This is a genomic window from Gordonia malaquae NBRC 108250, from assembly GCF_000344135.1.
Classification (GTDB): Bacteria; Actinomycetota; Actinomycetes; order Mycobacteriales; family Mycobacteriaceae; genus Gordonia; species Gordonia malaquae.
The window spans coordinates 1-25,576 of the sequence record NZ_BAOP01000036.1 but is presented as its reverse complement, the minus strand read 5'-3'; the positions used below and the strand labels follow the sequence as shown (position 1 = coordinate 25,576).

General features: G+C 66.1%; 24 protein-coding genes and 1 tRNA gene. 12 read left to right on the top strand and 13 right to left on the bottom strand.

What is annotated here, in order from left to right:
- Nucleotides 1–4: 4 nt before the first annotated feature.
- The 6 genes from GM1_RS18355 to GM1_RS18330 all read left to right on the top strand — a co-directional run bounded on the left by GM1_RS18355 (nt 5) and on the right by GM1_RS18330 (nt 6,245).
- Complete coding sequence (locus tag GM1_RS18355) at nt 5–949, top strand: STM4015 family protein (protein WP_008381337.1); 945 nt, start codon at nt 5–7, stop codon at nt 947–949.
- Nucleotides 946–2,031 (top strand): STM4014 family protein, encoded by a 1,086-nt coding sequence (locus GM1_RS18350; RefSeq protein WP_008381335.1) that lies wholly within the window; start codon nt 946–948, stop codon nt 2,029–2,031. Before GM1_RS18355 ends, GM1_RS18350 begins: the two co-directional genes overlap by 4 nt.
- The gene (locus GM1_RS18345) at nt 2,018–2,845 is read left to right on the top strand and encodes an STM4013/SEN3800 family hydrolase (RefSeq protein WP_008381334.1); all 828 of its coding nucleotides are present in this window, start codon (nt 2,018–2,020) and stop codon (nt 2,843–2,845) included. The genes GM1_RS18350 and GM1_RS18345 overlap by 14 nt, the downstream gene beginning before the upstream one ends.
- The gene (locus tag GM1_RS18340; RefSeq protein ID WP_008381333.1) at nt 2,842–4,176 is read left to right on the top strand and encodes an STM4012 family radical SAM protein; all 1,335 of its coding nucleotides are present in this window, start codon (nt 2,842–2,844) and stop codon (nt 4,174–4,176) included. The genes GM1_RS18345 and GM1_RS18340 overlap by 4 nt, the downstream gene beginning before the upstream one ends.
- 2 nt (nt 4,177–4,178) lie before the next feature.
- On the top strand, nt 4,179–5,027 hold the full coding sequence (locus tag GM1_RS18335; RefSeq protein WP_157436181.1) for an STM4011 family radical SAM protein: 849 nt from the start codon (nt 4,179–4,181) through the stop codon (nt 5,025–5,027).
- A gap of 96 nt (nt 5,028–5,123) precedes the next feature.
- On the top strand, nt 5,124–6,245 hold the full coding sequence (locus GM1_RS18330; RefSeq protein ID WP_008381331.1) for a lipase family protein: 1,122 nt from the start codon (nt 5,124–5,126) through the stop codon (nt 6,243–6,245).
- 81 nt (nt 6,246–6,326) lie between these two features.
- Here the strand turns inward: GM1_RS18330 and GM1_RS18325 are convergent, their stop codons facing one another.
- On the bottom strand, nt 6,327–7,031 hold the full coding sequence (locus tag GM1_RS18325; protein ID WP_157436179.1) for a cutinase family protein: 705 nt from the start codon (nt 7,029–7,031) through the stop codon (nt 6,327–6,329).
- 76 nt (nt 7,032–7,107) lie between these two features.
- Entirely contained in the window at nt 7,108–8,613 is a 1,506-nt protein-coding gene (locus tag GM1_RS22200) for a PucR family transcriptional regulator (protein WP_008381329.1), read from the bottom strand.
- 116 nt (nt 8,614–8,729) lie between these two features.
- Between GM1_RS22200 and GM1_RS18315 the strand changes: the two genes are divergently transcribed.
- Nucleotides 8,730–9,980, top strand: a complete 1,251-nt coding sequence (locus tag GM1_RS18315; RefSeq protein ID WP_008381328.1) for an NAD(P)/FAD-dependent oxidoreductase — start codon at nt 8,730–8,732, stop codon at nt 9,978–9,980.
- Between the two features lie 25 nt (nt 9,981–10,005).
- On the opposite strand, the gene GM1_RS22055 is transcribed toward GM1_RS18315, so the two are convergent.
- Both GM1_RS22055 and GM1_RS22655 read right to left on the bottom strand, forming a co-directional pair.
- The gene (locus tag GM1_RS22055) at nt 10,006–10,563 is read right to left on the bottom strand and encodes a DUF4190 domain-containing protein (RefSeq protein ID WP_008381327.1); all 558 of its coding nucleotides are present in this window, start codon (nt 10,561–10,563) and stop codon (nt 10,006–10,008) included.
- 9 nt (nt 10,564–10,572) lie between these two features.
- Nucleotides 10,573–10,737, bottom strand: a complete 165-nt coding sequence (locus GM1_RS22655) for a hypothetical protein (RefSeq protein ID WP_169332802.1) — start codon at nt 10,735–10,737, stop codon at nt 10,573–10,575.
- A 102-nt stretch (nt 10,738–10,839) separates the two neighbouring features.
- Between GM1_RS22655 and GM1_RS18305 the strand changes: the two genes are divergently transcribed.
- Both GM1_RS18305 and GM1_RS18300 read left to right on the top strand, forming a co-directional pair.
- The gene (locus GM1_RS18305; protein ID WP_008381326.1) at nt 10,840–11,361 is read left to right on the top strand and encodes a peptidylprolyl isomerase; all 522 of its coding nucleotides are present in this window, start codon (nt 10,840–10,842) and stop codon (nt 11,359–11,361) included.
- Nucleotides 11,362–11,512: 151 nt separating this feature from the next.
- Entirely contained in the window at nt 11,513–12,217 is a 705-nt protein-coding gene (locus GM1_RS18300; RefSeq protein WP_008381325.1) for a rhomboid family intramembrane serine protease, read from the top strand.
- A gap of 8 nt (nt 12,218–12,225) precedes the next feature.
- Here the strand turns inward: GM1_RS18300 and GM1_RS18295 are convergent, their stop codons facing one another.
- The gene (locus tag GM1_RS18295) at nt 12,226–12,666 is read right to left on the bottom strand and encodes a PH domain-containing protein (protein WP_008381324.1); all 441 of its coding nucleotides are present in this window, start codon (nt 12,664–12,666) and stop codon (nt 12,226–12,228) included.
- Between the two features lie 102 nt (nt 12,667–12,768).
- Nucleotides 12,769–13,059, bottom strand: a complete 291-nt coding sequence (gene crgA, locus GM1_RS18290; protein ID WP_008381323.1) for a cell division protein CrgA — start codon at nt 13,057–13,059, stop codon at nt 12,769–12,771.
- Nucleotides 13,060–13,115: 56 nt separating this feature from the next.
- On the opposite strand from crgA, the gene GM1_RS18285 reads away from it, so the two are divergent.
- Nucleotides 13,116–13,760, top strand: coding sequence for an aminodeoxychorismate/anthranilate synthase component II (locus GM1_RS18285; RefSeq protein WP_008381322.1), 645 nt, complete (start codon nt 13,116–13,118; stop codon nt 13,758–13,760).
- 70 nt (nt 13,761–13,830) lie between these two features.
- Here GM1_RS18285 and pknB read toward each other — a convergent pair whose 3' ends face one another.
- The 7 genes from pknB to GM1_RS18250 all read right to left on the bottom strand — a co-directional run bounded on the left by pknB (nt 13,831) and on the right by GM1_RS18250 (nt 23,326).
- Entirely contained in the window at nt 13,831–15,750 is a 1,920-nt protein-coding gene (gene pknB, locus GM1_RS18280; protein WP_008381321.1) for a Stk1 family PASTA domain-containing Ser/Thr kinase, read from the bottom strand.
- A 4-nt stretch (nt 15,751–15,754) separates the two neighbouring features.
- Nucleotides 15,755–17,065, bottom strand: a complete 1,311-nt coding sequence (locus GM1_RS18275) for a serine/threonine-protein kinase (protein WP_008381318.1) — start codon at nt 17,063–17,065, stop codon at nt 15,755–15,757.
- The gene (locus tag GM1_RS18270; RefSeq protein WP_008381317.1) at nt 17,062–18,564 is read right to left on the bottom strand and encodes a peptidoglycan D,D-transpeptidase FtsI family protein; all 1,503 of its coding nucleotides are present in this window, start codon (nt 18,562–18,564) and stop codon (nt 17,062–17,064) included. The genes GM1_RS18275 and GM1_RS18270 overlap by 4 nt, the downstream gene beginning before the upstream one ends.
- A complete protein-coding gene (locus GM1_RS18265) occupies nt 18,561–19,985 on the bottom strand; it encodes an FtsW/RodA/SpoVE family cell cycle protein (RefSeq protein ID WP_040520655.1) in 1,425 nt (474 codons plus the stop codon). The genes GM1_RS18270 and GM1_RS18265 overlap by 4 nt, the downstream gene beginning before the upstream one ends.
- Entirely contained in the window at nt 19,982–21,415 is a 1,434-nt protein-coding gene (locus tag GM1_RS18260) for a PP2C family protein-serine/threonine phosphatase (protein ID WP_008381315.1), read from the bottom strand. The genes GM1_RS18265 and GM1_RS18260 overlap by 4 nt, the downstream gene beginning before the upstream one ends.
- On the bottom strand, nt 21,412–21,876 hold the full coding sequence (locus GM1_RS18255; protein WP_008381314.1) for an FHA domain-containing protein FhaB/FipA: 465 nt from the start codon (nt 21,874–21,876) through the stop codon (nt 21,412–21,414). Before GM1_RS18255 ends, GM1_RS18260 begins: the two co-directional genes overlap by 4 nt.
- Nucleotides 21,877–21,988: 112 nt before the next feature.
- On the bottom strand, nt 21,989–23,326 hold the full coding sequence (locus tag GM1_RS18250; RefSeq protein ID WP_008381312.1) for an FHA domain-containing protein: 1,338 nt from the start codon (nt 23,324–23,326) through the stop codon (nt 21,989–21,991).
- 260 nt (nt 23,327–23,586) lie between these two features.
- On the opposite strand from GM1_RS18250, the gene GM1_RS18245 reads away from it, so the two are divergent.
- Nucleotides 23,587–23,669, top strand: a tRNA-Leu gene (locus tag GM1_RS18245).
- A gap of 698 nt (nt 23,670–24,367) precedes the next feature.
- Nucleotides 24,368–24,985, top strand: a complete 618-nt coding sequence (locus tag GM1_RS18240; protein ID WP_008381311.1) for an MspA family porin — start codon at nt 24,368–24,370, stop codon at nt 24,983–24,985.
- Nucleotides 24,986–25,576 lie beyond the last annotated feature (591 nt).

The following is a 25,576-nucleotide window of genomic DNA, read 5'->3' as shown; positions in this document are numbered from 1 at the left end:
TCGCGTGGTGTTGAGCAATGATCTGTCGCAGTTTCACGGACTGCCGGTAGTGAACTTTCCGGCCGAGGACCAGCCGCCGGTGTCGATGCCCGAGACCCTGGTCGCATGGCGAGTATCGGTTCCCACGTACGACTCGGACCCCACCTGGTCAGAGGAGTTCGAGCGGTTCCTTTCGGTTGTCGATCCGTCCGCTGTGACCGCACTGGTCGTCGGAGGGTGGAACGACCCGTACGACGTCAGCTCAGCGGCGATTGTCGAATCCCTGGTGGCGGCAGCGCCGAAGCTCACCGCACTGCGTGCGCTGTTCATCGGTGACATGACCTTTGAGGACTGCGAGATCTCGTGGATCGTGCAATCCGATCTGACGGCGTTGCTGACTGCGTACCCGAATCTCAACGAACTCGGCATCCGCGGAGGAACGAGCCTTGAGCTACAGCCTGTTCGGCACGCCGGCCTCAACCGGCTTCTGATCGAATCGGGGGGATTGCCCGCTGCGGTCGTGCGAGCGGTCGCTGCATCCGACTTTCCCAATCTGACCGACCTCGAACTGTGGCTGGGCACGGAAGACTACGGTGGCGACGCGTCGATCGACGATGTCGCACCGATTCTGCAAGGCGATCGGCTGCCTGCTCTCAAGCGGTTGGCGTTGCGCAACAGCGACATCGAGACGGAGATCGCGAGTGCTGTCGCGGTGGCGGCGATCACCGCGCGGATCGTCCACCTCGACTTGTCCATGGGTGTGCTGCTCGACGAGGGCGCCGAGGCGCTGTTGGCAGGCCAGTCGTTGGACCACCTCGAATCGATCGACCTCACCCACAACTATCTGACTGACTCGGTTCGGCAACGGATCGTCGACCGCTTCGTGGGCAAGGTTCAGGCCGACGCCGGGGACGCAGACGCTGACGAGTACGACGGAACGGTGTATCGCTCGGTCGCTGTCGGAGAATGACCCGCGAACTCGTTGTCATCGGCGATCCGACGGGTCGCCGAACACAGCTCATACGGGACGCCCTGAAGCGATCCGGACAACCGGAGGCTCGGATCATCAGCTGGGGACAGGTGCTGAATGACGGTGGTGTCGAGGCGTCGCCGACGGACACGGTCTGGCTCGATTCGCCGGGGGACAGCGCGGATATCGACAGGCTGCTCCGCGGGCCTGGTGATCAGACGCGAATCGGCGACGGGCCGCGCTGGTATCAGCGGTTCTGTGATGCGGCGTCGTCCGTGCGTGGCGGACGTCTGCTCTCCGACCCCGCCGACATCGCGATCCTCTTCGACAAACGTGTCTGCCACGAGGACCTCACGCGAGCAAGTGTTCCGGTCCCAGCGTCCCCGACGTCTGGAGGCGAGGTTGTGGCGGATTGGACGCAGGTTCGGCGACTGACGTCGGACGCGGGGATGCGGCGCTTCTTCGTCAAACCTGCACACGGATCGTCAGCGGCAGGCGTAGTGGCCGTCGAGACGGCGTCAGGCGGGAGAGTGCAGGCGCGCAGCAGCGCCGAACTGTGCGACGGCCGCACGTACAACTCGCTTCGTGTCCGGACATACCGTGGAGAACGTGACGTCGCGTCACTCATCGACGCGCTCGCGCCCGAGAACCTCCACATCGAGGCGTGGATTCCGAAGCCGACGGTCGGCGGACGGTCCGCTGACCTGCGGGTGGTGGTGGTCGCAGGTGTGGCGACCCATGCGGTGCTGCGTCTCGGGGCGTCGCCCATGACAAATCTGCATCTCGGTGGCACACGCGGCGATCTCACCGTGGCCGTGAACGGATTCAGGCGGGCGGGCGTCGACTGGGACGGTGTGCTCGGTGTCGCGGAGGACGCGGCCAGGTGCTTTCCCCGAACCTTCTGCGTCGGTGTCGACCTCTTGCCGACGTCCGGATGGCGAGGAGTCGTCGTCGGGGAGGTGAACGCCTTCGGCGATCTTCTTCCAGGACTCGCGGGGTTGCCGGGCCGGGCGGACGGGCTCGACACCTACGACGCTCAGATCGCTGCATTGGACGGGTGGAGGTGTGATGACGCTGCGTGACCCGGACATGAACCGCGTCGTGGGTTCGCACGACATTCTCATGGTCACCCTCGACACCCTGCGGTTCGATGTCGCCGCCGAACTCGCGGCCGACGGGCGGATTCCCAATCTCGCCAGGCACCTGCCCGACGGCGAATGGGAGCGGAGGCACTCGCCCGGAAGTTTCACGTACGCCGCCCATCACGCCTTCTTCTCCGGCTTCCTTCCCACTCCCGACGGTCCGGGGCCACATCCGAGACTGTTCGCGGCTGCGTTCGGTGGCAGCGAGTCGACCGCCGCGGACACCTTCGTGTTTCCGGAGGCGACCCTCGTCGAGGGATTGCGGAGCGTCGGATATCGCACCGCGTGCATCGGCGGTGTCGGATTCTTCAACGGTGAGACGGCACTCGGTTCGGTGCTTCCGAACCTCTTCGACGAGGCGCACTGGTCGCGGGAGACAGGTGTCACCGCGCCGGCGTCATTCGAGAATCAGGTGACGATCGCCGAGCAGATCGTCGATGCGCGCGTCGACGACGAGCCACTGCTCCTCTTCGTCAACGTGGCGGCGATCCACCAACCGAACTGGTTCTACGTGGACGGTCGCTCCGCGATCGACGGCGACGACAAGGCGTCGCACGCCGCCGCGTTGGAGTATGTCGACAGACACATCGAGCGGCTGTTCGCGGCGATGACCCGCCGTCGGGACTGCTTCGTCATCATCTGCTCCGACCACGGAACCGCCTACGGCGACGACGGCTACACCGGCCACCGCACCGCCCACCCGGCAGTGTGGACGGTGCCGTACGCACACTTCTTCCTCGAAGGATCTCGATGACTTCATTCGTCCCGGACTATGTGGCGCCGTACCAGCAGTACGTGTACGCCTACCCGCACAAGACGGCGTACCGGGCGCTGGCGCCCCGTCCTTCCCTGGCCGACTTGTGGGCGGACGAGCCGCAAGACTCGCTGTCGCTGTACGTGCACGTCCCGTTCTGCGAGGTCCGGTGTGGCTTCTGCAACCTGTTCACGCAGGTCGGGGCTTCACCTGATCTGACATCCCGTTACCTCGACGCCCTGAAACGACAGGCGGAGGCCGTCAGCGACGCGCTGTCGGAGTCTGCACGAACCGCGACGGCGGCATTCGGCGGCGGAACGCCGACCTTTCTCACGCCGGACGAGTTGAGCACCGTCTTCGACATCGCGGAGTCGATCACCGGCTCAGATCTGCGAACCGTCCCCCTGTCTGTCGAGGCCTCGCCCTCGACCGCGACACCCGATCGGCTGAGTGTGCTCGCCGACCGGGGAACGACACGATTGAGCCTCGGAGTGCAGTCGTTCGATCCGTCCGAAGCGAAGGCGGCGGTGCGTCCGCAACGTCGGGTCGACGTCGACACCGCGCTGCAAGCGGTGCGGGACGCGGCGATCCCGGCACTCAACATCGACCTGATCTACGGCATCGACGGACAGAGCTCCCATTCGTTCGTCGCGTCGATCGACGCGGCGCTCGAGTGGCGCCCGGAGGAGCTGTATCTCTATCCGCTGTATGTGCGCCCGCTGACCGGACTCGCTCGCCGAGCGCCCCTCGTCGACCGTGAGTGGGACGCTCGCAGGCTCGAGCTGTACCGCGTCGGCCGCGACCATCTCCTGGAGAACGGTTACACGCAGGAGTCGATGCGCATGTTCCGACGAGTCGACGCACCAGATCTCGGACCTGACGACTACGCGTGCCAGAGTGACGGCATGGTCGGGCTGGGCTGTGGAGCACGGAGCTACACCCGCGATGTCCACTACTCGTTCGATTACGCGGTCGATGCGAGGCAGGTGCGTGGCATCATCGACGACTTCGTCGGCCGGACGACCGATGACTTCCGGTACGCGGAATGCGGCATCACCATGACCGACGACGAACGCCGCAGGCGGCACCTTCTCCAATCCGTGTTGCAGGCGCAAGGGATGTCGGTGGACGACTATCGGCAGCGCTTTCAGGCTGACCCGGACCGGCATTTCGGGGTAGTCCTCGATCGTTGGCGGCACCGCGGCTGGCTCGTCGACGACAACGATGTCCTCCGACTGACCAGCGAAGGCCTCGCATACTCCGACAGCCTCGGACCCGAACTCTTCTCGCCCGTCGTCACGGCGGCGATGGCAGCGTACGAACGTCGTTGACCGTGCTGACGATCCTCTACCGCGGCCCGCTCGCCTCCTGCGACTACGACTGCCCCTACTGCCCGTTCGCCAAACGCCGGGACAACCCGACGACTCTTCGCGCCGACCGAGCGGCCCTCGAGAGGTTCTGCGACTGGGTCGCGGCACAACCCGGCGAGATCGCCGTGCTCTTCACGCCCTGGGGTGAAGGTCTGGTCCGGAGTTGGTACCGCCGTGCGATCGTCCGACTGTCACACCTGCCGAACGTTCGTCGAGTAGCGATCCAGACCAACCTGAGCTGTCGTACGGGTTGGCTCGACGACGCGAACCGAGACGTGGTCGCACTCTGGTGCACCTACCATCCGGGGCAGACGCCGCAGGATCGGTTCCTTGCCAAGACGAACGAGCTCGCTGACATGGGCGTGCGCTTCAGTGTGGGCGTCGTCGGGCTGCCAGAGCACGCCGACAGTGCGCGGACGATCCGCGAGGCACTTCCCGCGCACGTCTACCTGTGGGTGAACGCCGCGGAAGGCCACACCTACTCCGACGACGAAGCCTCGGAATGGGAGACCATCGATCCGCTGTTCGGCTTCAGCAGACATCCGCATCGGTCGATCGGCGTCGGCTGTCGGACGGGAGAATCGGTGATCTCCGTCGACGGCGACGGCACCGTGCGGCGATGTCACTTCGTCGACGACGTCCTCGGGAATCTGTACGACGGCTCATATGCAGACGGCCTCCGTCCCCGCGCGTGTCCGCTCCTGCAGTGCGACTGCCACATCGGCTACGTTCACCTCGAATCGCTGCCCCTGTACGACGTCTTCGCCGGCGGGGTATTGGAGAGGATCCCTTCGAGAGAGCGCCATTTGTAACGTTTGTCGGGCATACGAAGAACATGCAGTGGGATTTCTCTCGCCGGAGCGCTCTGGACATGCTGTCACACAAGTCACACGCGTAACGTGGAACGCATGCCGAACACCCCACGCGTCCTGGCATCGATCGCTGTCGTCATCACGGCACTGTCGTTTGTCGTGCCTCCGACAGTGTCGGCGGAAACCGATAGGCCTGGAGTGGCCGTCTCCGTAGCGGAGCGGTCCGCCGGGTGGCGTGACCTCCCGGACGGACGTGCGGTGAACTATTGGACCGAGGGCGTGCAGGGCAAGCCGGTGAAGGCGAGCGGTGCGCTGTTCGTGCCGTCCGGCAAGGCGCCCGAAGGCGGATGGCCGGTGGTCGCCTACACCCACGGGACGACGGGCTACGGCCCGGGCTGCGGCGGGCAGAGTTTCGCCGACGCCGAACCGAACAGGTTCGTGTCGCGATTGGTGAAGGGTGGCTACGCCGTCGTCGCACCCGACTACATCGGTCTCGGACCGATGAAGGTCGGTGTTCACCCGTATCTCAACATCCGCACCGAGGCAACGGCGACGATCGACTTGTTCACCGCGGCCCGGAGCATCGAGCCGACTCTGTCCAAGACCTGGGCGGTGATGGGGGAGTCACAGGGCGGCCACGCCGCCCTGGCCACCGCGCACACGCAGAGTTCGTACGGGCCGCGCACCGACTTCCGAGGCGCCGTCGCACTCGACCCGGTGTCCAACTGGGAACGGTTCATTCCGCTGCTCGGTCCGGACACTCCCGTCCTGCCGTCCCCGATGACGATTCTCTACGGTTTCGTGTTCGGGTCACTGGCCGGACTGCGGCAGGCCGATCCGGCCTTGGACGTCGACTCCTATCTGACGCCGTACGGGAAGTCGTTGATCGACCAGGTCGGCACCACGTGTCGTGCGCCCGTGCTCACGGAGAACATCCGTCTCGGCAAGATGTTCTCGAAGTCGTTGAACAATCCCACGATGATCCGTGCGATGGCCCGCTACATGGAAGTTCCGGTGAACGGCTACGACCGCCCGATCCTGCTTCTGATGAACCGGTTCGACACCATCGTCGCGACACCTTTCCACGGTCTGCTCGTGAGCAATTTCTCTGCGAACAAGGTGGACTTCAAGACGGTCGTCGCGGAAGGTACGCACACGGACATGAGTCCAACGCAGTGGGCGGCGTTCGACACGTTCTTCAATCGCCTGAAGCACTGAGGGGCGACACCGACGAGACACGAATGCCGCCGATCATGACCGGCAGGCGGTCGCGATCGGCGGCACTCGTGTGAGGAAGAGTCAGTGAACCCGACGGGCTACGAAGTTCGCGGCGTTGTCGGTCATGCCGTTGACGGCGTACTGTCCGTGCACGGTGTTGGGTCGGCTGATGGGTCCGCCGTCGCAGATGTTGTCGCCGGGGATGCAGTACTCGCGAGTCATCGCGCGGTAGCGAGCACCGACGCGCATCGGAGGCACGCGGGCGTCGCGGAACCAGCGATCCGCCGGGCCGCCGAAGATCAAGACGCCCGCGACATGCCGCGCGACGGATCCGGACAGCGGCGAGGGCACCTCGGTGAGCAGCGGTGCGACGGCACTCAGCTGATCGCTGACCGCGTACGTGATGACGGCGGCGCCCTGCGAGTAGCCGCCGACGACGATGCGGGTCGACGGGCATCGCGAGGCGATCGCCCGCATCTGGCCCTGGGTGTCGCGGACGCCTTCGGCGACGGTCTTGAGGAAGTCGACGCCTTCTGCGAACGAATCGCTCGCCTGGTAGCGGACCGGGGAGACCCGAACCGTCTTGCCCGGGAAGCGATTCTGAAGCGACCGGTACATAGCCTGGCCAGTGGTGCCGACCGGTGCGCCCGCCTCCTGCGTTCCACGAGCGAACACGAGGTGAATATCGGCGCAGTCAGCCGCCGACGCGGTTCCGGTTCCGGATGGAACTGCGACCCCGATGATCGACAGCAGTCCGACGAGGACGACGAGTAGGCGTTTTGTCATGATCTGCATAGTAGAGGGTCCTGCCGCGACAATCGCCCGTCATCGGTCAACCCATCGATCGATCATGGGCGGGCGATCAGCGGGACACCAGCAAACTCAAGGCAAGTCGGATCCGGGGATCGTCGAGGTCGGCGCCGATGAGCTCGACGATCGTGCTCCGGCGATTCCGCAAGGTATTCGGGTGGATGCCGAGCCGAGCCGCCGCGCGGGTGGGTTCGGCCGGAGATGCAAGGATCTCGCGGAGCGTCGCCACATAGTCGCTCGAGTGGTCGGCGTCGTGGCGTGCCAGCACGTCGACCGGGCTCGGTGCGCCCCCGGCGAGCGAGGCGACGGCGCGGGCGATGACGACTTCGTGCCACACGTCGTCGGACGTGGTCGGGGTGGACGCAGATCCCGCACGTTGCAGCCCGAGCACATCGATCGCATCCGCACGAGAACGCGGCAGGTCTGCCGCGGTGTCGGCCACCCGACCGGCGGCCAGGTGCGTGTCCTGCCTGGTGAGGGAGTCGGCTGCGGCGCTCAGCCACGCCCAGCTCCCCGGTCGGCGACCTGTCGCCGCCACCAGAGCCATGGGGATTCCGTCCACTTCGGTCAGCAACGGCTGGGACCATCCCGAGCGACGTAACGCGATCTCCCACAGTTCCAGGCCGAACTCCTCGTCCGCCGAGGCGTCGCCCAGTGCGACGACACGCCACGGCCCGTCCGGGAGTCGGTCGGACGACTCGTCTCCGGTGATCAACACCGACCGCAGGCGTTCGATGGTGACGCGCCGCGCGGCGCCGAACACGGCGCGCAGTCGGAGGAGATGCAGTGCCACCACCGACGTGGTGCGGACGAGTTCCGCGAGCTGCTCATCCGACAGGGGGCCGGGGTCGACCACCCAGATCGACCCCAACAGTTCCCGACCCGCGCGCACCGGCACGACCAGACGCTCGAGCACGCCGTCCGAGCCGGCCGCGACCCGGAACGGCTCCGTCGCCGCGTGCAGGGTCCGGAACACTCCACGGGAGCGGAAGTGCTTGACCACGTGCTCGGGGACCCGCCGCCCGACAATCGTCGAGATGCGCACCGGGTCGGCGGTGTCCTGCAGGGCCGAATAGGCCAACACGCGGGAGAAGGCGTCCTCGATCGTCACCGGCGCCGACACGATGGCCGCGGCCGCGTCGGCGAACTCGAACAGTTCGCTGTAGTCCACCGGGTGCGCAACGAGCGCGCCCGCGGAACTCGTCGACTGGTCGAGCACACTGCGTACCAGCCACACGAAGTGCGTCCACGACACGATGGGCCGCAGTTCGAGCACACTGAGGCCGAGATCGATCGCGGCATCGGTCACCTCGGGCAGTTCAGCGTACGGCGCCCGCAGCACCACCGCCGCGGCCCCGACGGCGTCTGCCGCCCGCAGTACGTCCATCGCGGAGTCGACATGGTGGGCGCCGTTCCCGAGAAGAAGCGTCCCCGCGTCGTGAGACGGTGGATCGCCGTCCGCGAGCAGCACGTCGGTCACCGTCCGCCGGACACCCTTCGCTGTCCGCCGGACGATTCCCTCGCCGAGTGACTCCGCCAGTGTGTCGATGTCGATCACTGTGTTCTCACCACAGTCACGACGGTACCCGGATGTGCTGAACGAACAGTGACTTCGATCACTTGCCCGATCACACTTGGGGTGGCAGACATCAGGCGAAGAAGGGTAAGGACACGATGAGCACCACAGGTCAGCAGCGGCGGATCGCCGTCGTCGGAGCAGGCATGGTCGGACTTTCCACCGCATGGTTCCTGCAGGAGCGCGGCGTGGACGTGACCGTTCTCGACCGCAAGGACGTGGCCGCCGGATCGTCATGGGGCAACGCCGGATGGCTCACCCCGGGGATCAGCACCCCGCTTCCCGAACCGGCGGTCCTGAAGTATGGAATCCGTGCGGTGCTGAGCCCGTCGTCGCCCGTCTACGTTCCGCCGACCGCCAATCCGCGTCTCATCCGATTCCTCACGTCCTTCGCGCGGCACAGCACCGCATCGAGGTGGAAGACGGCGATGGACGCCCTCGTCCCCATCAACCGGACCGCACTTCCGGCGTTCGACGCCCTGGCCGACGGCGGGGTGGAAGTCGGGACCCGCACAGCGAACGACTTCATCGCCGCATACCGCACCGAATCGGACCGCGAGGTTCTCCTGGACGAGCTCGAGCACATCAAGGCCGCCGGGCAGGACATCGGATTCGAGCTGATCAGCGGTTCACGGGCCCGTGAGATCACACCTGCGCTGTCTGATGAGGTGAACTACGCGATTCGTCTCGAAGGTCAGCGTTTCATCGACCCCGGCGCATTCGTCGATTCGCTCGCGACGTCGTTCCGTGCTCGCGGCGGTGTTGTCCGGGAGGGAGTTCGTGTCGACGACGTCGATTCACGCGGGACCGGCGTCGTCCTCACGACGTCCGAGGGTGTCGAACGATACGACGACGTGGTGCTGGCGACCGGCGCCTGGATCAGCAGGCAGGCGCGCGACTTCGGCGTGCGCGTGCCCGTCCAGGCCGGACGCGGCTACAGCTTCAGCGTTCCGGTGGACACCGTCCCGACGAGCCCGATCTACTTCCCGGCTCAGCGGGTGGCCTGCACACCGCTCGGCGACCGACTGCGGGTGGCCGGAATGATGGAGTTCCGCGACCCCGACGCCGATCTCGACAGTCGCCGGATCAAGGCGATCGTCGACGCCGCGCGCCCGCTGTTGAGGGGTGTCGACCTGGACGACCGCAAGGACGAATGGGTCGGTTCGCGCCCCTGCACGCCGGACGGCCTTCCCGTGATCGGCTCGACGTTCGCACCCAACGTGCACGTCGCCGGCGGCCACGGAATGTGGGGAATCACCCTTGGACCCGCGACGGGCCGTCTCCTCGCGGAGTCGATCGTCACCGGCACGACGCCACGGGAGCTGGTGCCGTTCAACCCGCTCCGCTGAGGATCATGCGTCGCCCGGCCGAGCGTCAGATGAGGATCCAGAGGTAGGCGATCACACCGAGGACGAGTGCGAGCAGCCAGAGGTAGGCGACGATGATCGCGGCGACGGCGAACTGCCGGCCGATGGTGCCGTCACGATCGATCTGGCTCCTCGACCGGTATCCCAGCCACAGACCGAACGGGAACGTGATGCCCAGGCCGGACAGGACGAGGGCGACGATCGACAGGTAGTTGATGTCCGACTGGCCCGCCGAAGCTGTCGTCGATGATGTCGGGGTGGCCGTCACCGGACTCTCCTTCGCAAGTGCGGGTGGTGAGACGGGGGCTGCAGGCGCCGGAGACGACACGGGTCGCTTGGGTTCGGGCACGGCCGAATACGCGAGCGAACCCGCCTGCTCATGCCGGCCTGCGGGCGGCTGTGGCTGGCGCGGCGGAGGCTGCTTGCCGAGGGACGGTCGGGCCTGCGGCGGCGGACCCTGCGGTGGGCGACCCTGCTGGGCCTGGCGCGGAGGCACCGGTTGTGCGGGGCGCGGGGCGTTCGGGCCCGAAGGCATCGGGCCGCGGCGCGGATCGTCGGTGGTCACGACTACAAATTACCTTCCATCCTGGTCGGACGGACCGTCGGACAGATCCTCGATGCGTGGAACAGTCGGCGAGACCGGCGGATGCTCCGTACGCGAACGACGCGCGACGACGACGATGCCCGTCACCACCAGGACGAGCGCAGAGCCGACCACGACGAGGAGTTTGTTGCCCATCACTCCAGGTTGCCAGGTGATTCGGGTCCGCGCCAACCGCGTTGCCGCAGATAGGGGACCGATCACATCGAATTGTCAGATGGACATGGTTTGATTGAAGTCGTGAGTGAGCAGAACAAGACCGCGACCCTGCACACCAATCGCGGCGACATCGTCATCGAACTCTTCCCGAACCACGCACCGGTCACCGTTGCGAACTTCGTCGGCCTGGCCGACGGCTCCAAGGAGTACACGACCACCAACGCCAAGGGCGAGGCCAGCGGCCCGTTCTACGACGGTGCCGTGTTCCACCGCGTCATCGAGGGCTTCATGCTCCAGGGTGGCGACCCGACCGGCAGCGGTCGTGGCGGCCCGGGCTACCAGTTCAAGGACGAGTTCCACCCCGAGCTCCAGTTCGATCGCCCGTACCTCCTCGCGATGGCGAACGCCGGACCGGGCACCAACGGCTCGCAGTTCTTCATCACTGTCGGTGCAACCCCCCACCTGAACCGCCGCCACACGATTTTCGGCGAGGTCAAGGACGCGGCGTCGCAGGCAGTTGTCGACGCCATCGCGACCACCCCGACCGATCGCGCCGACCGGCCGCTCGACGACGTGGTGATCGAGAGCGTTGAGCTCTCCTGACTTGAATCAGGTCTGTTATCGACACACCGACCGCCCCACCGCGCTCTCGTGCACGCGGTGCGGGCGGTCGGCCTGTCATGAATGCCTCCGCCCGGCTTCTGTCGGCCAGCACTGCCTCGACTGCATCGCCCAGGACGCCGCGTCGGCTCGAGTGACCTCGCCGACGCCCGCGGTCTCGTCAGCGAACGCGAAGCCGATCGTCACGTACACACTCATCGCGATCAACGTGGTCGTGTTCGCCGCCGTGCTCCTGCAGGCAGGCGGGACCACTCTGTTCTACTCCTCGATCTATCGAGAAGGCGTCCTCATCAGCGGGGCCGGATTCGACGATCAGTACTGGCGACTGCTGACCTCAGGCTTCCTGCACCAGAGCGTGCCGCACCTCGCGATCAACATGTTCTCGCTGTACATCATCGGCGCCGATCTGGAGAGGGCGCTCGGCCGCGGCCGCTACCTGGCGATCTACCTGGTGAGCCTGCTCGGCGGAAGTGCCGCCGTGATGGCGTTCCAGTCGGGCGTCACCGCCACCGCGGGTGCGTCCGGCGCCATCTACGGACTGATGGGCGCGCTGCTGATCCTTCTCCTCCGCGTCAAGGCTCCGGTGCAGACGGTGCTCGGCGTGATCGCGATCAACATCGTCATCTCCGTGACCATCCCAGGGATCTCGCTCTTCGGGCACCTCGGAGGTCTGGTGTTCGGAGCAGCGGCCGCCGGCGTGGTCGTGTGGCTGCCGGCCCGACTGCTGCCGCCGGAACGCCGGACACAGGCCGCGGTCTCCCGCATCGGCTGGTACGGACTGGCGGCGCTGGCCGTCATCGCCGTCGTCATCGGCACCAGCCTCGGCGCCGTCGCGTAGAAGCGGCGTCAGTCGACGGGAAAACCTGCGTCGGTCAAAGCCTCGACCACGACGGACGGTTCCACGCCGAGGTCCCATCGACCGAATACGAGAAGACGGTCGTCAGGCAGGTCGATCACCAGTTGCCGACTGCGCCCGGCGAGGCGGCGGGTCTCGAGGGTGCCGATGCGAACCACGTCGCCGGTGGTCAACGCCACGCGGCCGGTGAGCGTGCGGACCACGATCCGCGGTCCCGGAAAAAGGGACAGTCGCGGGCGACGGACCAGCGCGATCGCGCCGGTCACGATGAGCCCGACTGCTGCCACCCCGATGAACACCATGGCGGGCGGTTCTGTGTACGACGCCGCAGCGGCCGCCGCCAGCGCGATCCCGGCACCGATCAAGGCGATGCCGGCCGCGAGCGGCGTCGACCACGAGGCCGACGGCGTTGATTCATCCACAGGATTCATGAGTTATCCACAGGAGTTGTTCACAGGTGGGGATGAGTTACACACATGTAATTTCCACACTGGGGACAACTGCGTGAGGTGTTCGCCCTCAGCGCCGAACCCTCAGCGCCAACCCATGGTCATCAATAGGCCGACGACCATGAAGCCGAATCCGATGAGCATGTTCCAGGGTCCGAGCTCGGCCATCCAGTTGAGGAACTTGCCTTCCGCACCCCAGGCCTCCTGCGTGGCGCCCAAGTAGTAGACGAGCAGCCACAGCAGGCCGATGAGCATGAGTCCGAACATGACGGACTGGTACACGACACCCGACGGACCCGCCTTCACCTTCACCGGAGTACGGCTGGCGCTGTTGACGGTGTAGTCGGTCTTCTTCCGGACCTTTGACTTAGGCATACCCTCTACGGTATCCCAGCTGCACCGCCAGCAGCGAAAACGATAACCTTGCAGACGTGCGCATCCTCGTCATCGACAACTACGACAGCTTCGTCTACAACCTGGTCCAGTATTTGGGCCAGCTCGGTGTCGAGGCCGTCGTCTGGCGCAACGACGACGAGCAACTCTCAGATCTCGAGGCCGTGGTCGCCGACTTCGACGGAATCCTCCTGAGCCCCGGACCCGGCACTCCGTCGCGTGCCGGCGCCACAGTCCCGATCGTCGCAGTCGCGGCCGCAGCCGGAACCCCGCTTCTCGGGGTCTGCCTCGGACACCAGGCGATCGGTGAGGCGTTCGGCGCCACCGTCGACCGTGCTCCCGAACTGCTGCACGGAAAGACGTCACTCGTGAACCACGATGGTCGCGGTGTTCTCGCCGGACTGCCCGATCCGTTCACCGCGACTCGCTACCATTCGCTCACCGTGCTGCCCGAGACGATCCCGGACGTCCTCGAGGTGACCGGAACCACCGACTCCGGCATCGTCATGGCGATGAAGCACCGTGACCTTCCGATTCACGGAGTCCAGTTCCATCCGGAGAGCGTCCTGACGCAGGGTGGGCACAGAATGCTCGCCAACTGGCTCGCCGTGTGCGGTTTCGACGTTCCCGCCGGCCGCGTCGACCTCCTCGAAGAGCAGATGGCCAAAGCTCTCGCCAACTGACTCCTGCCGAGTCTCCCACCGCTCCTTGAGCGTGCACGTCCCGCTCAACAAGCAGTGGTGCCGAAAAGCTCTAGAACAGACTGCCCTTGCCGACGACGACGGACACCGAGTCGGACTTCTTGAGGGTGTCGTTCGCGGCCGGTCGCTGGGACATCACCTTGCCGTCGTTCGGGCTGGCGAGCGGCACCTTTCGTTCGGTGATGGTCAAGGTGGTGTCGTCCCAACCCGCCTGAGTCAGGGCGGCCTGAGCCTCTTCGGGGGTCTTGCCCCGCAGGTCGGGCACGACGAACATGTTGCCGCGCGAGATCATCACCTGGACGGTGCTGCCGACGCGGACCGAGGTGCCCTCGCCGGGTGAGGTGTTGACGACCTGACCTGCGGGCAACTCGGAGTCGGCGGGGACGAAGACCGGTTCCAGCTTCATCTGCGTGAGAGCGGTCCGGGCCTGCCTCTCGGTCTGTCCGCGGAGGTCGGGGATCGTGACCTCCTGCGGTCCGGTTCCGACGTAGACGACAACGCGGCTGGTGACCGCGACGGTGGCGCCGGTCTGCGGATTCGTTCGGACGACCTTGTCCTTCAGCGCTGTCGTCGAGTCGATCTTCTCGACCTTCACATCGGTGAAGCCCTGCACACGCAGGGTGTTCCGCGCGTCGTCCAGCGTCTTTCCGCGCAGATCCGGGACGGGACTCCGCTGAGGGCCGGACGACACGTACAGCGTGACCTCCGAGCCCTTGGGCGTCGGAACGTCGTTGCCGGGAACAGTGCGGGTGGCGAGACCTTCGGCGATGTCCGAACTCGCCTCCTTCTGCTCCCTGACATCGAAGCCTGCTTGTTCGAGGTTGGCTTTCGCGGCGTCGGCCGACAGACCTGCGACCTTCGGGACTGCGATCGACGGCTGCTCAGGGCTCCACGGTGCCCAGGCGATCAGGCCGCCGACAAGGGCGAGGATGGCGATGAGAGCCACTGCCACCTGGAGCCGTCTGCGCCGATAGATCGGTGTCGGTTCGTCCTCGATCACCTCGGAGAGGCGGTGACCGTTGCGGCGCGGTGTCGGCTCGTCGTCGGTGGACGCGAGACGCGGCGCGTTGATGAAGTCGGTCTGCTCCTGGTCGGTGAGCAGCATCGGCGCGGACGGCTTGCCGCCTGCGAGCACCTTGATGAGGTCGGATCGGAAGTCGGCCGCCGTCTGGTACCGGTTCGCCGGGTTCTTGCTCATCGCCTGCATGACGATCGAGTCGAGTTCCGGCGACAGGCCCGGTCGCACGGCGGACGGCCTGCGTGGATCCTCGTGGACGTGTTGATGTGCGACGGCGATCGGTGAGTCGCCGGTGAACGGCGGCTCACCGGTGGTGAGTTCGAAGAGGACGCAGCCCATCGAGTAGATGTCGCTGCGTGGATCGACCTTGATGCCGCGCGCCTGCTCCGGCGAGAGGTACTGGGCGGTGCCCATCACGGCGGACGTCTGCGTCATGGTCGCCGACGTGTCGTCCATCGCTCGAGCGATGCCGAAGTCCATGACCTTCACGGCGCCTGCCCTGTCGATCATCACGTTGGCGGGCTTCATGTCGCGATGGACGATCGCCATGCGGTGCGAGAAGTCCATGGCGGCCGCGACGTCGGCCATCCAGGTCATCGCCTGTTTGGGTGCGATGACACCGTCGTCGGACGCACGGAGGATGTCGCGGAGCGTGTCGCCGTCGACGTATTCCATGACGATGAACGGAATCGGCCCCTCGGGCGTCTCCGCTTCACCGGTGTCGAAGACCTGCACGATCGACGGGTGCGTCAGCTTGGCGGCGTTCTGCGCTTCACGACGGAACCGCAGGTAGAACGATGGATCACGCGCCAGGTCGGCACGCAGCACCTTGATCGCGACGTCGCGGTGCAGCAACAGGTCGCGAGCGTACTGGACTTCGGACATACCGCCGAAGCCCAGCGTCTCGCCGAGCTCGTATCGCTCGGAGAGGTAGTGCGGATCCAGGTCGCTCACAGCATCACGGCCTTATCGTAACGCCGGGGAGGATGGTGATCTCACCATTGTTCGACGAGGTCCTCGGGCTGGTCGACTCGTCGGTCGTGGTCTCGTCCGTAGTGGAGGAAGGCGTCTCCTCCTCGCTCGAGGACTCCTCGGTGCTCGACGACGTGGTCTCCTCAGTCGTCGTCTCCTCGGGGGCTTGCGTCTCTGTTTCAGTGATGGTCGGCGTCGTCGTCGGCGCCGACGGCTCCGTCGGACTGTTGGTGATCCAGAATGCGATCAAAGCGATCGCCGCCAGGAGCAGCAGTGCGGCGACTGCGGTGAGCACTTTGTGGGTGGTGCTCCACCCGTCGTCGACGGCGGGCGAGGCGGCTGTGGAGGGACCGGTGGCGGGACGCGGCGCCGGCGCGGGCGAGGTCATCGCGCGCGTCGACGATGGAACCGGTGCGGGGACCGGCGCCACCCCGCCCGCGGTGCGCGGACGCGGTGGACGATGACCGGCGCGGACGGCGGCGACGGCGTCGGCGAACTCGCCGCCGGTGGCGTAGCGCTGCTGAGCGTCCTTCGACAGGGCGATGTCGATGAGTTCGCGGATCGGTGCCGGGACAGTCGACGGCAACGGCGGCGGCGGATCCTGGATGTGCTTCATCGCGACGGTGATGGCGCCGTCGCCGAGGAACGGGCGACGTCCGGTGAGCGCTTCGTAGCCGACCACGCCGAGGGAGTAGACGTCCGACGCCGCGGTGGCCTCGCCGCCCATCGCCTGCTCGGGTGAGATGTATTGGGCGGTGCCCATGACCATGCCGGTCTGGGTGACGGGGGCGGCGTCGACGGCCTTGGCGATGCCGAAGTCGGTGATCTTGACCTGCCCGGTGGGTGTGATCAGGATGTTGCCGGGCTTCACGTCGCGGTGAACGAGACCTGCAGTGTGCGCCGCCTGGAGCGCACGGCCGGTCTGCTCGAGCATGTCGAGGGTGTGCGTCAGGGCCAGCTGACCCATCCGGCTGATCACCGAGTTCAGGGGCTCACCGTCGACGAGTTCCATCACCAGGTAGGCGAGCGGGTCGCCGCCGTTGCGGTCGGGCGTCTCGCCGTAGTCGAAGACGTTCGCGATGCCGGGATCGTTGAGCCGTGCGGTCGTCTGAGCCTCGGTGCGGAAACGTCCGAGGAACTCGGAGTCGTTCGAGTACTCGGCCTTGAGGACCTTCACAGCGACGCGACGTCCCAGCCGGGTGTCGAGAGCTTCCCACACCTGGCCCATGCCGCCCGTGGCGATCAGTCGGACCAGCCGATAGCGTTCGGCGATGATGGTGCCGTTCTGCAGGCTCATCGAGCACCTCCGGTGTATGCGTTCATCACTGCGCGTCCAATCGGGGCGGCAACGACGCCGCCGTATGCGTTCTGACCCTGGGCGCCGTTCTCGACCATCACCGCGACGGCGATCCGACTGTTGGAGCTGGGCGAGAACGCGATGTACCAGGCGTACGGAGTCTCACCGCCCTGCGCGACGTCGGAGTGCTCGGCTGTTCCGGTCTTCGAAGCGATGCCCGACTGGGCGCCGCGGGTGTTCTGTTCGGACTTGATCATCATGTCTGTGATCGTGGTGGCCTCCGCAGCGCTGAGCGGGCGGTTCACGGTGGTCGGCGACGTGGTCGCGATCGTCCGGAGGTCGGCGGTCTGCAGCTTGTCGACCATGTACGGCTGCATGCGGACGCCGCCGTTGGCGATCGTCGCGGCGATCATCGCGTTCTGCAGAACGGTGAGTCGGACGTCGCGCTGACCGATCGCGGACTGGCCGAGAGCGGCGAGGTCGGAGCCGATGTCGCCGACCGACGACTTCACGACGGACAGCGGAATGCTCGCCGGGTCGTCACCCACGCCGAAGTCCTTCGCGGTGGACGTGAACTCGTCGACCTTGTCTCCGGGCATCTTCTCGGACAGGAGCTGTGCGAACGCGGTGTTGCAGGAGTACTCGAACGCCTGCGTCAGGGTGACCGTTCCGTTCGATGAGCCGGGGCACGTGGAACCGCTGTCGTTCGAGAGGGTTGCGTCGCTGTCCGGCAGCTTCCAGCGGGCGTCGGCCGTGAGGCGGGTGCCGGGACCGAGACCGTTGGTCAGCGCCGTCGCAGTGGAGACCACCTTGAACGTCGAGCCGGGCGGGTAGAGCGAGCCGATCGCGCGGTTGACCAGCGGAGAGTGCGACTCGTCCGCGGTCAGTTCCTTCCACGCGGCCTCTGCCTTCTCGAAGTCCTGCGTGGCGATCGTGTTCGGGTCGTAGCTCGGCGTCGACGCCATCGCGAGGATCTTGCCGCTGCTCGGTTCCATCGCCACGACGGCGCCGCGGCACGGGCCGTCGCAGTCGGCGTTCGCGAGTTCGCGGTACGCCACCCGCTGCAGCTTCGGGTCGATCGTGGTGACGACGTTGCCGCCGCGCGGGTCGCGTCCGGAGAACATGTCCATGAAGCGCTGTGTGAACAGGCGGTCGTCGTTGCCGTTGAGCACGGCGTCTTCGGCTGCCTCGATGCCGCGGTCGGCACGGTACACGAACGAGAAGTAGCCGGTGACCGGTGCGAACGCACTCGGGTTGGTCGGGTACTTCCGCAGGTACTTGAACCGACTGTCGGTCGGAATGCTCTCGGCGATGACAGTGCCGTCGGCGGCCACGATCAGACCGCGCTGCCGCGAGTACTCGTCGAGCAGCACGCGTGAGTTGCGGGTGTCGTTGCGGAGTTCGTCGGCGCGGAACACCTGAATCCAGGTGGCGTTGGCGAGGAGCGCGATCACCATGACGATGGCGGCGATGGCGACGTTCCGGATGGGGCGGTTCATGCGCGCTTCACCACCTGGGTGGCCATTGCTCCGACGGGTGCGGGTTTCGCCTTCGGAGCGTCGGGTTCGCGTGCCGCGTTCGAGATGCGGATCAACAGCGCGAGCAGCAGGTAGTTGGCGAGCAACGACGATCCGCCGTACGCGAGGAACGGTGTTGTCAGACCGGTCAGCGGGATCAGTTTGGACACGCCGCCGAACACGACGAACACCTGGAAGATGATCGTGAACGCCAGCCCGGCGGCGAGGAGTTTGCCGAAGCTGTCGCGGACGGCGATCGCGGATCGGAATCCGCGAATCGTCAGGATCATGTAGAGCATCATCAGTCCGGCGAGGCCGACGAGGCCGAGCTCTTCACCGAACGAGGTGAGGATGAAGTCGGTGTTCGCGAACGGCACGATATTGGGGCGACCTGACCCGAGACCGGTGCCGAAGAGGCCGCCGGTGGCGAAGCCGAAGAGACTCTGGGCGATCTGGTAGCCGAAGGTGTCGTACTGCGCGAACGGGTCCTGCCAGATCGAGACGCGCACCCGAAGATGCTCGAACAATTGGTAGGCGACGGTCGCGCCGAGCGCGAACAGGGTGACGCCGAGCATCAGCCAACTGATCCGCGACGTCGCGACGTACAGCAGCACGAGGACGGTCGCGAAGATCAGCAACGGAGTACCGAGGTCGTTCTCGACGGCGAGGACGCCGATCGCGATGAGCCAGGCTGCCAACAGGGGACCGAGATCGCGCAGGCGGGGGAAGTCGATGCCCGCGAACTGCTTGCCCGCCGTGGTGAACAGGTCGCGGCGAGACACGAGGAATGCCGCGCTGAAGATGATGATCAGGATCTTCGAGAACTCGCCGGGCTGGATGCTGAATCCGGGCAGGATGATCCAGTTCCGCGAACCGTTGACCTCGGCCATCGAGGCGGGCAGGATCGCCGGGATCGCGAGGAAGACGATGCCGCCGAGACCGAGGGTGTACGCGTAGCGCGACAGCGTCCGGTGATCGCGGATCACGATCAGTGTCAGAGCGAAGACGACGACGCCGATGAACGCCCACAGCAACTGCTGGTCGGCATTGTGCGTCCGTTCCGTCTCTTTGAGGAGTTCGTCCGCTCGGGCCGAACCGAGGTCGAGACGGTGGATCATCACCAGACCGAGCCCGTTGAGGGCGGCGACAGTCGGCAGCAGGATGGGGTCGGCGTACGGCGCGAACCGTCGGACCACCAGGTGCAGGATCCCGCACAAGGCCATGAACGCGGCCAGGAACTTGGCGACCTCCATGGTCAACGGCATGCCTTGGGCGAGCTCGACGATCACCAACGCCGCACCGATGATCACGACGACGAAGCCCAGGAGCACCAGTTCGGTGTTGCGTCCTGCGCTTGACGGCGGTGACGTCGGGGGCGCGTGTCCGGTGGGAGCTGCTGTCATTCGCGCGCTCGACAGTTCTGGGTGTCGTCGGGCGTGGTGGAGGGAGCCGGAGTCGCCGTGGTCGGCTTCGGGCTCTCCGACTTCGTCGGCTCGCCCGGTCGAGTGGTCTCGCCGGGTTTGGGGGTCTCCTCGGGCTTCGGCGTGACCGGCTCGGGGCAGAGTTCGGTGAACGTCAGCTCATTGCGGACGCGGTCCTGAGCGGCATCGAGCGACAGGTTCTTGATGCTGTTCGACTCGACGGCCGAGCGACTGGCCTGATTGAGGTCGGAGACGCGCATCGGTGTGCACGCGGTGCCCTCTGGAAGGAAGGTGATCGACGGCTGGTCGACGGTCGGACTGTCGATGCACACGACTTGGTTGGGCTTCTCGACGCTGAAGAACAGCAGGTTGTCGGGTGTGCCGCTGTGGATCTCGACATTGCCGTCGGCGGAGGCGGTGACGAACGTGCTGTTCAGCGCCTGCGAACGGATCACGAAGAACGCGGTCACCAGCAGTCCGACGAGGACGAGCGCACCCGCGATGACAAGCGGCCAGCCCCACCGGCGCTTGTGGACGGGCTCGGGCGTCGCGGTGATCGTGGGACGCTGCGTCGCCGGGGCCGGCGGACGCAGGGCTGCGGCACGTCCGGCGGCGGTCTTCGGGTCGGGGACGTAGCCCGCTTGGTCGTCGTCGCCCGCTGCACCGCCGAGAATCGGACGTGATTCGCCGTATTCGTCGTCGACGACGTCGGCGACCACCACGGTCACGTTGTCGGGGCCGCCGCTGCGGAGGGCGAGTTCGATCAGCCGGTCTGCGCACGCCTTGTGATCGGCGATGCCGCCGAGGGTGTCGGCGAGGGTCTCTTCGGAGACGACGTCGGAGAGACCGTCGCTGCACAGAAGGTATCGGTCGCCTGCGCGGGCTTCGCGCATGATGAGGGTCGGTTCCACCTCTTGTCCGGTCAGGGCGCGCATGATCAACGACCGCTGAGGGTGTGAGTGCGCCTGTTCCGGGGTGATGCGGCCCTCGTCGACGAGGGACTGGACGAACGTGTCGTCGCGGGTGATCTGGGTGAGGACACCGTCGCGGTAGAGGTACCCGCGCGAGTCGCCGACGTGACAGAGACCGATGCGGCTTCCTGCGAACAGGATCGCGGTCAGCGTGGTGCCCATGCCGTCGAGTTCGGGGGACTGCTCCACCTGATGCGCGATCGCGGCGTTGCCCGCATGGGTGGCGCGGTCGAGTGCCGACAGCAGGTCGCCGCCGGGCTCGTCGTCGTCCAGCGTGCGAAGCGCCTGGATGACCAGCTGGCTGGCGACTTCGCCCGCGGCGTGGCCGCCCATGCCGTCGGCGAGTGCGAGGAGGCGCGCGCCTGCGTACACGGAGTCTTCGTTGTTCGACCGGACGAGGCCGCGGTCACTTCGCGCGATGTAGCGCAGGACGAGGGTCACGGGCGTAGCTCAATCACGGTCTTGCCGACCCGGATCGGGGTGTTGATCGGGGCTCGGACGGCGGTCGTCACTTTGGAACGGTCGAGATAGGTGCCGTTGGTGGACCCGAGGTCTTCGACGTACCAATCGTCGCCGCGAGGGGAGATCCGGGCGTGACGTTCGGATGCGTAGTCGTCGGTGAGGACGAGAGTGGAGTCGTCGGCGCGGCCGATCAGGACGGGCTGCGCGCCGAGGGTGATGCGGGTGTTCGCGAGGGCGCCGGCTGTGACGACGAGATACTTGGCCGTGCCACGAGAACGACTGGTGCGCGACTTGCGGTCGGCACGTCCTCCACCGAGCGGCAGACGACCGCTGGACGCCGCTGAGAGGTCGTTCCGCATCGCGCGAATGATCGCGTACACGAACAGCCACAGCAGGACGAGAAACCCGAACCGGGTCACCTGCAACAGAATGCCCTGCACCTGCGCGTCACCTCCCTCACGAAGTACAACTCTCCCCATCCGGCGGACGCCGGGATGCAAACAACTGTCGGGGGACGCGAAGTTCCCCCGACAGCATCCTATGCGGTCTCGGCTACTGGAAGCGGACCGTGATGTCGGAGTGGCCGAGTCGGATCCGGTCGCCGTTGGCGAGTTCCCAGCTGCTGACCTGCAGGTCGTTGACCGTGGTGCCGTTGGTCGAATTGAGATCGGTCAGCATTGCGACCTGTCCGTCCCAGCGGATCTCGGCGTGGCGGCGAGAGACGCCGGTGTCAGGGAGACGGAACTGCGCGTCCTGTCCGCGGCCGAGGACGTTGGAGCCCTGACGCAGCGAGAAGGTGCGGTTGCTGCCGTCTTCGAGGACAAGGGTGATCCCGGCCGGGGCGTAGCCGCCGCCCTGCGGTGCGGCGTATCCCTGATCGGCGTATCCCTGCTGCTCGTAGCCCTGGGGAGCGGCGTACTGCTGGTCGTAGCCACCCTGGGCAGGTGCCGCGTAGCCCTGCTGGTCGTAACCACCGGCTGCGGGAGCGGCGTAACCCTGGTCGTAGCCGCCCTGGTCGGCGTAGGCCTGGGGCTGTGCGTAGCCCTGGTCGGCCGGTGCGGCGTACTGCTGCTGGTCGTAGCCCTGGGGCTGTGCGTAGCCCTGATCTGCCGGAGCCGCGTACTGCTGCTGGTCGTAACCCTGGGGCTGTCCGTAACCCTGGTCGGCGGGAGCGGCGTAGCCCTGCTGGTCGTAGCCGCCCTGCTGCTGCCCGTAGTCGTAGGCCTGCGGCTGCTGCTGTCCGTAGCCCTGGTCGGCGGGGGCCGCGTACTGCTGCTGGTCGTAGCCGCCGTACTGCTGTTGGTCGTAACCCTGCTGCGGAGCGTCGTACTGCGGCTGCTGGCCGTAGCCCTGCTGCTGCTGGTCGTAGTCGTACTGCGGGTACTGTCCGCCCTGCTGCGGGTAGCCGGGGTACTGGCCGCCCTGATCGTTTCCGGGGGGATTGGTCATGGCTTGGGCTCCTCGGTGACTTTCTGGTCCCGGGGCCGCGGCGGACGCGGGAACCGGGCGTGGTGTGGCGTCGGGGTTGACGACGCCGTTGGTATGGAACTGTCCGGTGTGCAGTGACGGTATCTGATCGAACTCTACGACTACAGGACCATAAGTCTGCCACCCATTGTCACGGATGAAGTCTTCCAAATGGCGGGAGAAGATCTTCCGGTTCAATTCGTACTCCGTGGAGACGTGCTCCAGGTCGGACGAACTGAGCGAGACGATGTAGCTGTTGGCCACCAGGGAGGCGCCGTCACCCAGGTGCTCAAGAGTGCCTTCGGCTTCGCGCTGAAGGCGCTGCTCGATCTCCTGGGGTGCCACCGATCCACCGAAGACGCGGGCGAATCCACCGTCTACGGCGGACTCGAGCTTGCGCTCGAATCGGTCGAGAAACTTCACTCGTCCTGACTCCCTTCGGTGCTCTGTGGCGTGTCGGCGTGCATACCGTGCGTTTCGATGTTACCGGCAGGGCAAGCTCGACGCTGCCCGCGTGCACCACCCGTATCTGGTGTCACACCTGTGAGTCCACGTTCCCTCGCTCGGTTCGCCGTTGTCTGCGCAGGTCAATCGTGGTCCCGTTGGGCGATTTTCGTCGTCCTGCCGCTGCGTGCTATCGTTTTTTACGTCCGAAAGGACATGCGTCGAATGATCGACGCCGCGCGCGAGTGGCGGAATGGCAGACGCGCTGGCTTCAGGTGCCAGTGTCCTTCGGGACGTGGGGGTTCAAGTCCCCCTTCGCGCACAACGAGCGGTTCAGGACGGATCGCAAGAAGAGGTCAGGCTGCAGATATGCAGCCTGGCCTCTTCTTTTTCGTCATGAGGAGTCGACCTCTTCTTAGTACTGCGTGTTTGGGGCCACCGCCGCCAAGGTCCCCACTGCCTCCACTGATCCGAGGCGATGTCCAGTTCACTGCGCATGCCGGGACAAAGCGGGTAGGGCCGGCGCGTGTGCGCGGGGTCCGGCGAGTCGATGCCGGGGCTCCTTCGGGTGATGAGGTCTCCTGTGCCAGTGGTGCGTTCCTCGATGGTTAGGTGAGTCGATCTTGGCTAGGCCGTGATCCCGCAGCCTCGCTGCGTCCGTCCAGATCTGCAGTTAGACGAGGGGCATATGACAGGCCTGTTTGCGCCGCATTTCGAGGCCAGAAGTCTATACGGACCGTGGTCCGTGTCCGGACCGGACAAATGGAAACAGGGCTTGAACTGGCCGTTTGCCGACCACTTCCGAACAAAGTTTGCCGAATGGTTGCTTTGCGGGTGGAATCACCTGCGGAAGCACAACGCTTCCACCGCGCACCGAATCTGTAACGAGTATCGCTGGTTCGGGAGCGGTTGTTACACAGGCTGATTGGCCTGTTCCGACTTTGGGGGTCACCTATGTTGCGTCGCATCGCGACACCACTCGTCCTTGCCGTCATCGCCGCGTTCGCGTTGGCTTAAAGTTTGCTCGCCGGACCTGCCGATGCCCGGACCCATCACACGCGTGAAGGGGTCGACATCACCCTCACCGCATCCAAGCTCCGTGCGAAGAAGATCCCGGCGCTGGACTCCTCGCCGTTCTCCGGTGAAGCCCTGCTGTCCTCGGATGTGCACGCGGCGGTTCGCAACATCGACGGCAAGACTGTTCGGGCGACAGTGGAGGTCGGCTACCAGATCGGCTACCCCGTCTCGGTCGCGCCGAACGGTGTGAAGGTCACCGCCCACACCCCCGAACTGAAGTTGACCGGTGGACTGAACGCCAAACTCGCCCCGAATGTCACCGTCTCCGGTAGCGGCGGCGGAGGCTCCATCGGTGAGATCGGTGCCGAGCTCGGTGCTGAGGCGACTGTGATCCCGTCGGCTGATCTCGAGTTCGAGGTGGGCGCAGGCAAGATCACCACCGTCACCCTCGCCGAGATCGCCCTGACCCAACCGACCGCCGACATCGTCCTGTCCGGCATCGAACTCAACATCACCAACGCTCTCGGACCCATCAGCGTCCGCCCCTACGCCAAGATCAGCGTCACCACCGACACCGGCGTCTACGTCTACTACGACCACGGCCCCACCAGCCGCATCTGACCCGGCACGACACCATGACAACAACTCACACCCGCAACCGCGAACGACGCGACTGGGGGACACTCCTAGCCGGACTAGTCGCACTCACCGCGATAGCGGCAGCAATCGTGCTCGCGATCTCACTCGCACCCGCCTCGGCCGAAACTCCGGCTGAGCGCTGCAAGCGTGAGACAACCGCGTACAACAACGCGTGGAAGAACTCCTGGGCAGCATCACACCCAGGAAAGAAGCCCAGCGACGCACCCAAGCCTCCCGTGCCCTACAAGTGCGGCGGCAACAACGACGGACCACCGCCCACGGTGCAGCCAACGACCACCGCCCCAGAGGCACCCTCTGAAACCGTCGAGCCGACGCCTGACACACCTCGTGACGGCGCAGGACCGAACTTAAACGCGCCGACCGAGCGCCGCGACGACGAAGTGGGTGTCGGACCCGGGCAGCGAGCCATAGGTGCCGATTCGCGGACTCCTCGTCCTGGCCGTACAGCATCGGCGCAGCCGGCCGAGACCCGCGGACGATCAGGCGCTTCGCCATCGCCCTCATCAACCAAGGTTGCGGCTCAAGGTCAAGAAGATCGGCCGGAGACTCTAG

Bases quoted from the DNA above. Each gene is read 5' to 3' on its own strand.
- GM1_RS18265 (WP_040520655.1), bottom strand. From the start codon at position 19,985: ATGACAGCAGCTCCCACCGGACACGCGCCCCCGACGTCACCGCCGTCA.
- GM1_RS18330 (WP_008381331.1), top strand. From the start codon at position 5,124: ATGCCGAACACCCCACGCGTCCTGGCATCGATCGCTGTCGTCATCACG.
- GM1_RS18270 (WP_008381317.1), bottom strand. From the start codon at position 18,564: ATGAACCGCCCCATCCGGAACGTCGCCATCGCCGCCATCGTCATGGTG.
- GM1_RS18350 (WP_008381335.1), top strand. From the start codon at position 946: ATGACCCGCGAACTCGTTGTCATCGGCGATCCGACGGGTCGCCGAACA.
- GM1_RS18325 (WP_157436179.1), bottom strand. From the start codon at position 7,031: ATGACAAAACGCCTACTCGTCGTCCTCGTCGGACTGCTGTCGATCATC.
- crgA (WP_008381323.1), bottom strand. From the start codon at position 13,059: ATGCCTAAGTCAAAGGTCCGGAAGAAGACCGACTACACCGTCAACAGC.
- GM1_RS18340 (WP_008381333.1), top strand. From the start codon at position 2,842: ATGACTTCATTCGTCCCGGACTATGTGGCGCCGTACCAGCAGTACGTG.
- GM1_RS18315 (WP_008381328.1), top strand. From the start codon at position 8,730: ATGAGCACCACAGGTCAGCAGCGGCGGATCGCCGTCGTCGGAGCAGGC.
- GM1_RS18295 (WP_008381324.1), bottom strand. From the start codon at position 12,666: ATGAATCCTGTGGATGAATCAACGCCGTCGGCCTCGTGGTCGACGCCG.
- GM1_RS18345 (WP_008381334.1), top strand. From the start codon at position 2,018: ATGACGCTGCGTGACCCGGACATGAACCGCGTCGTGGGTTCGCACGAC.
- GM1_RS22655 (WP_169332802.1), bottom strand. From the start codon at position 10,737: ATGGGCAACAAACTCCTCGTCGTGGTCGGCTCTGCGCTCGTCCTGGTG.
- GM1_RS18275 (WP_008381318.1), bottom strand. From the start codon at position 17,065: ATGAGCCTGCAGAACGGCACCATCATCGCCGAACGCTATCGGCTGGTC.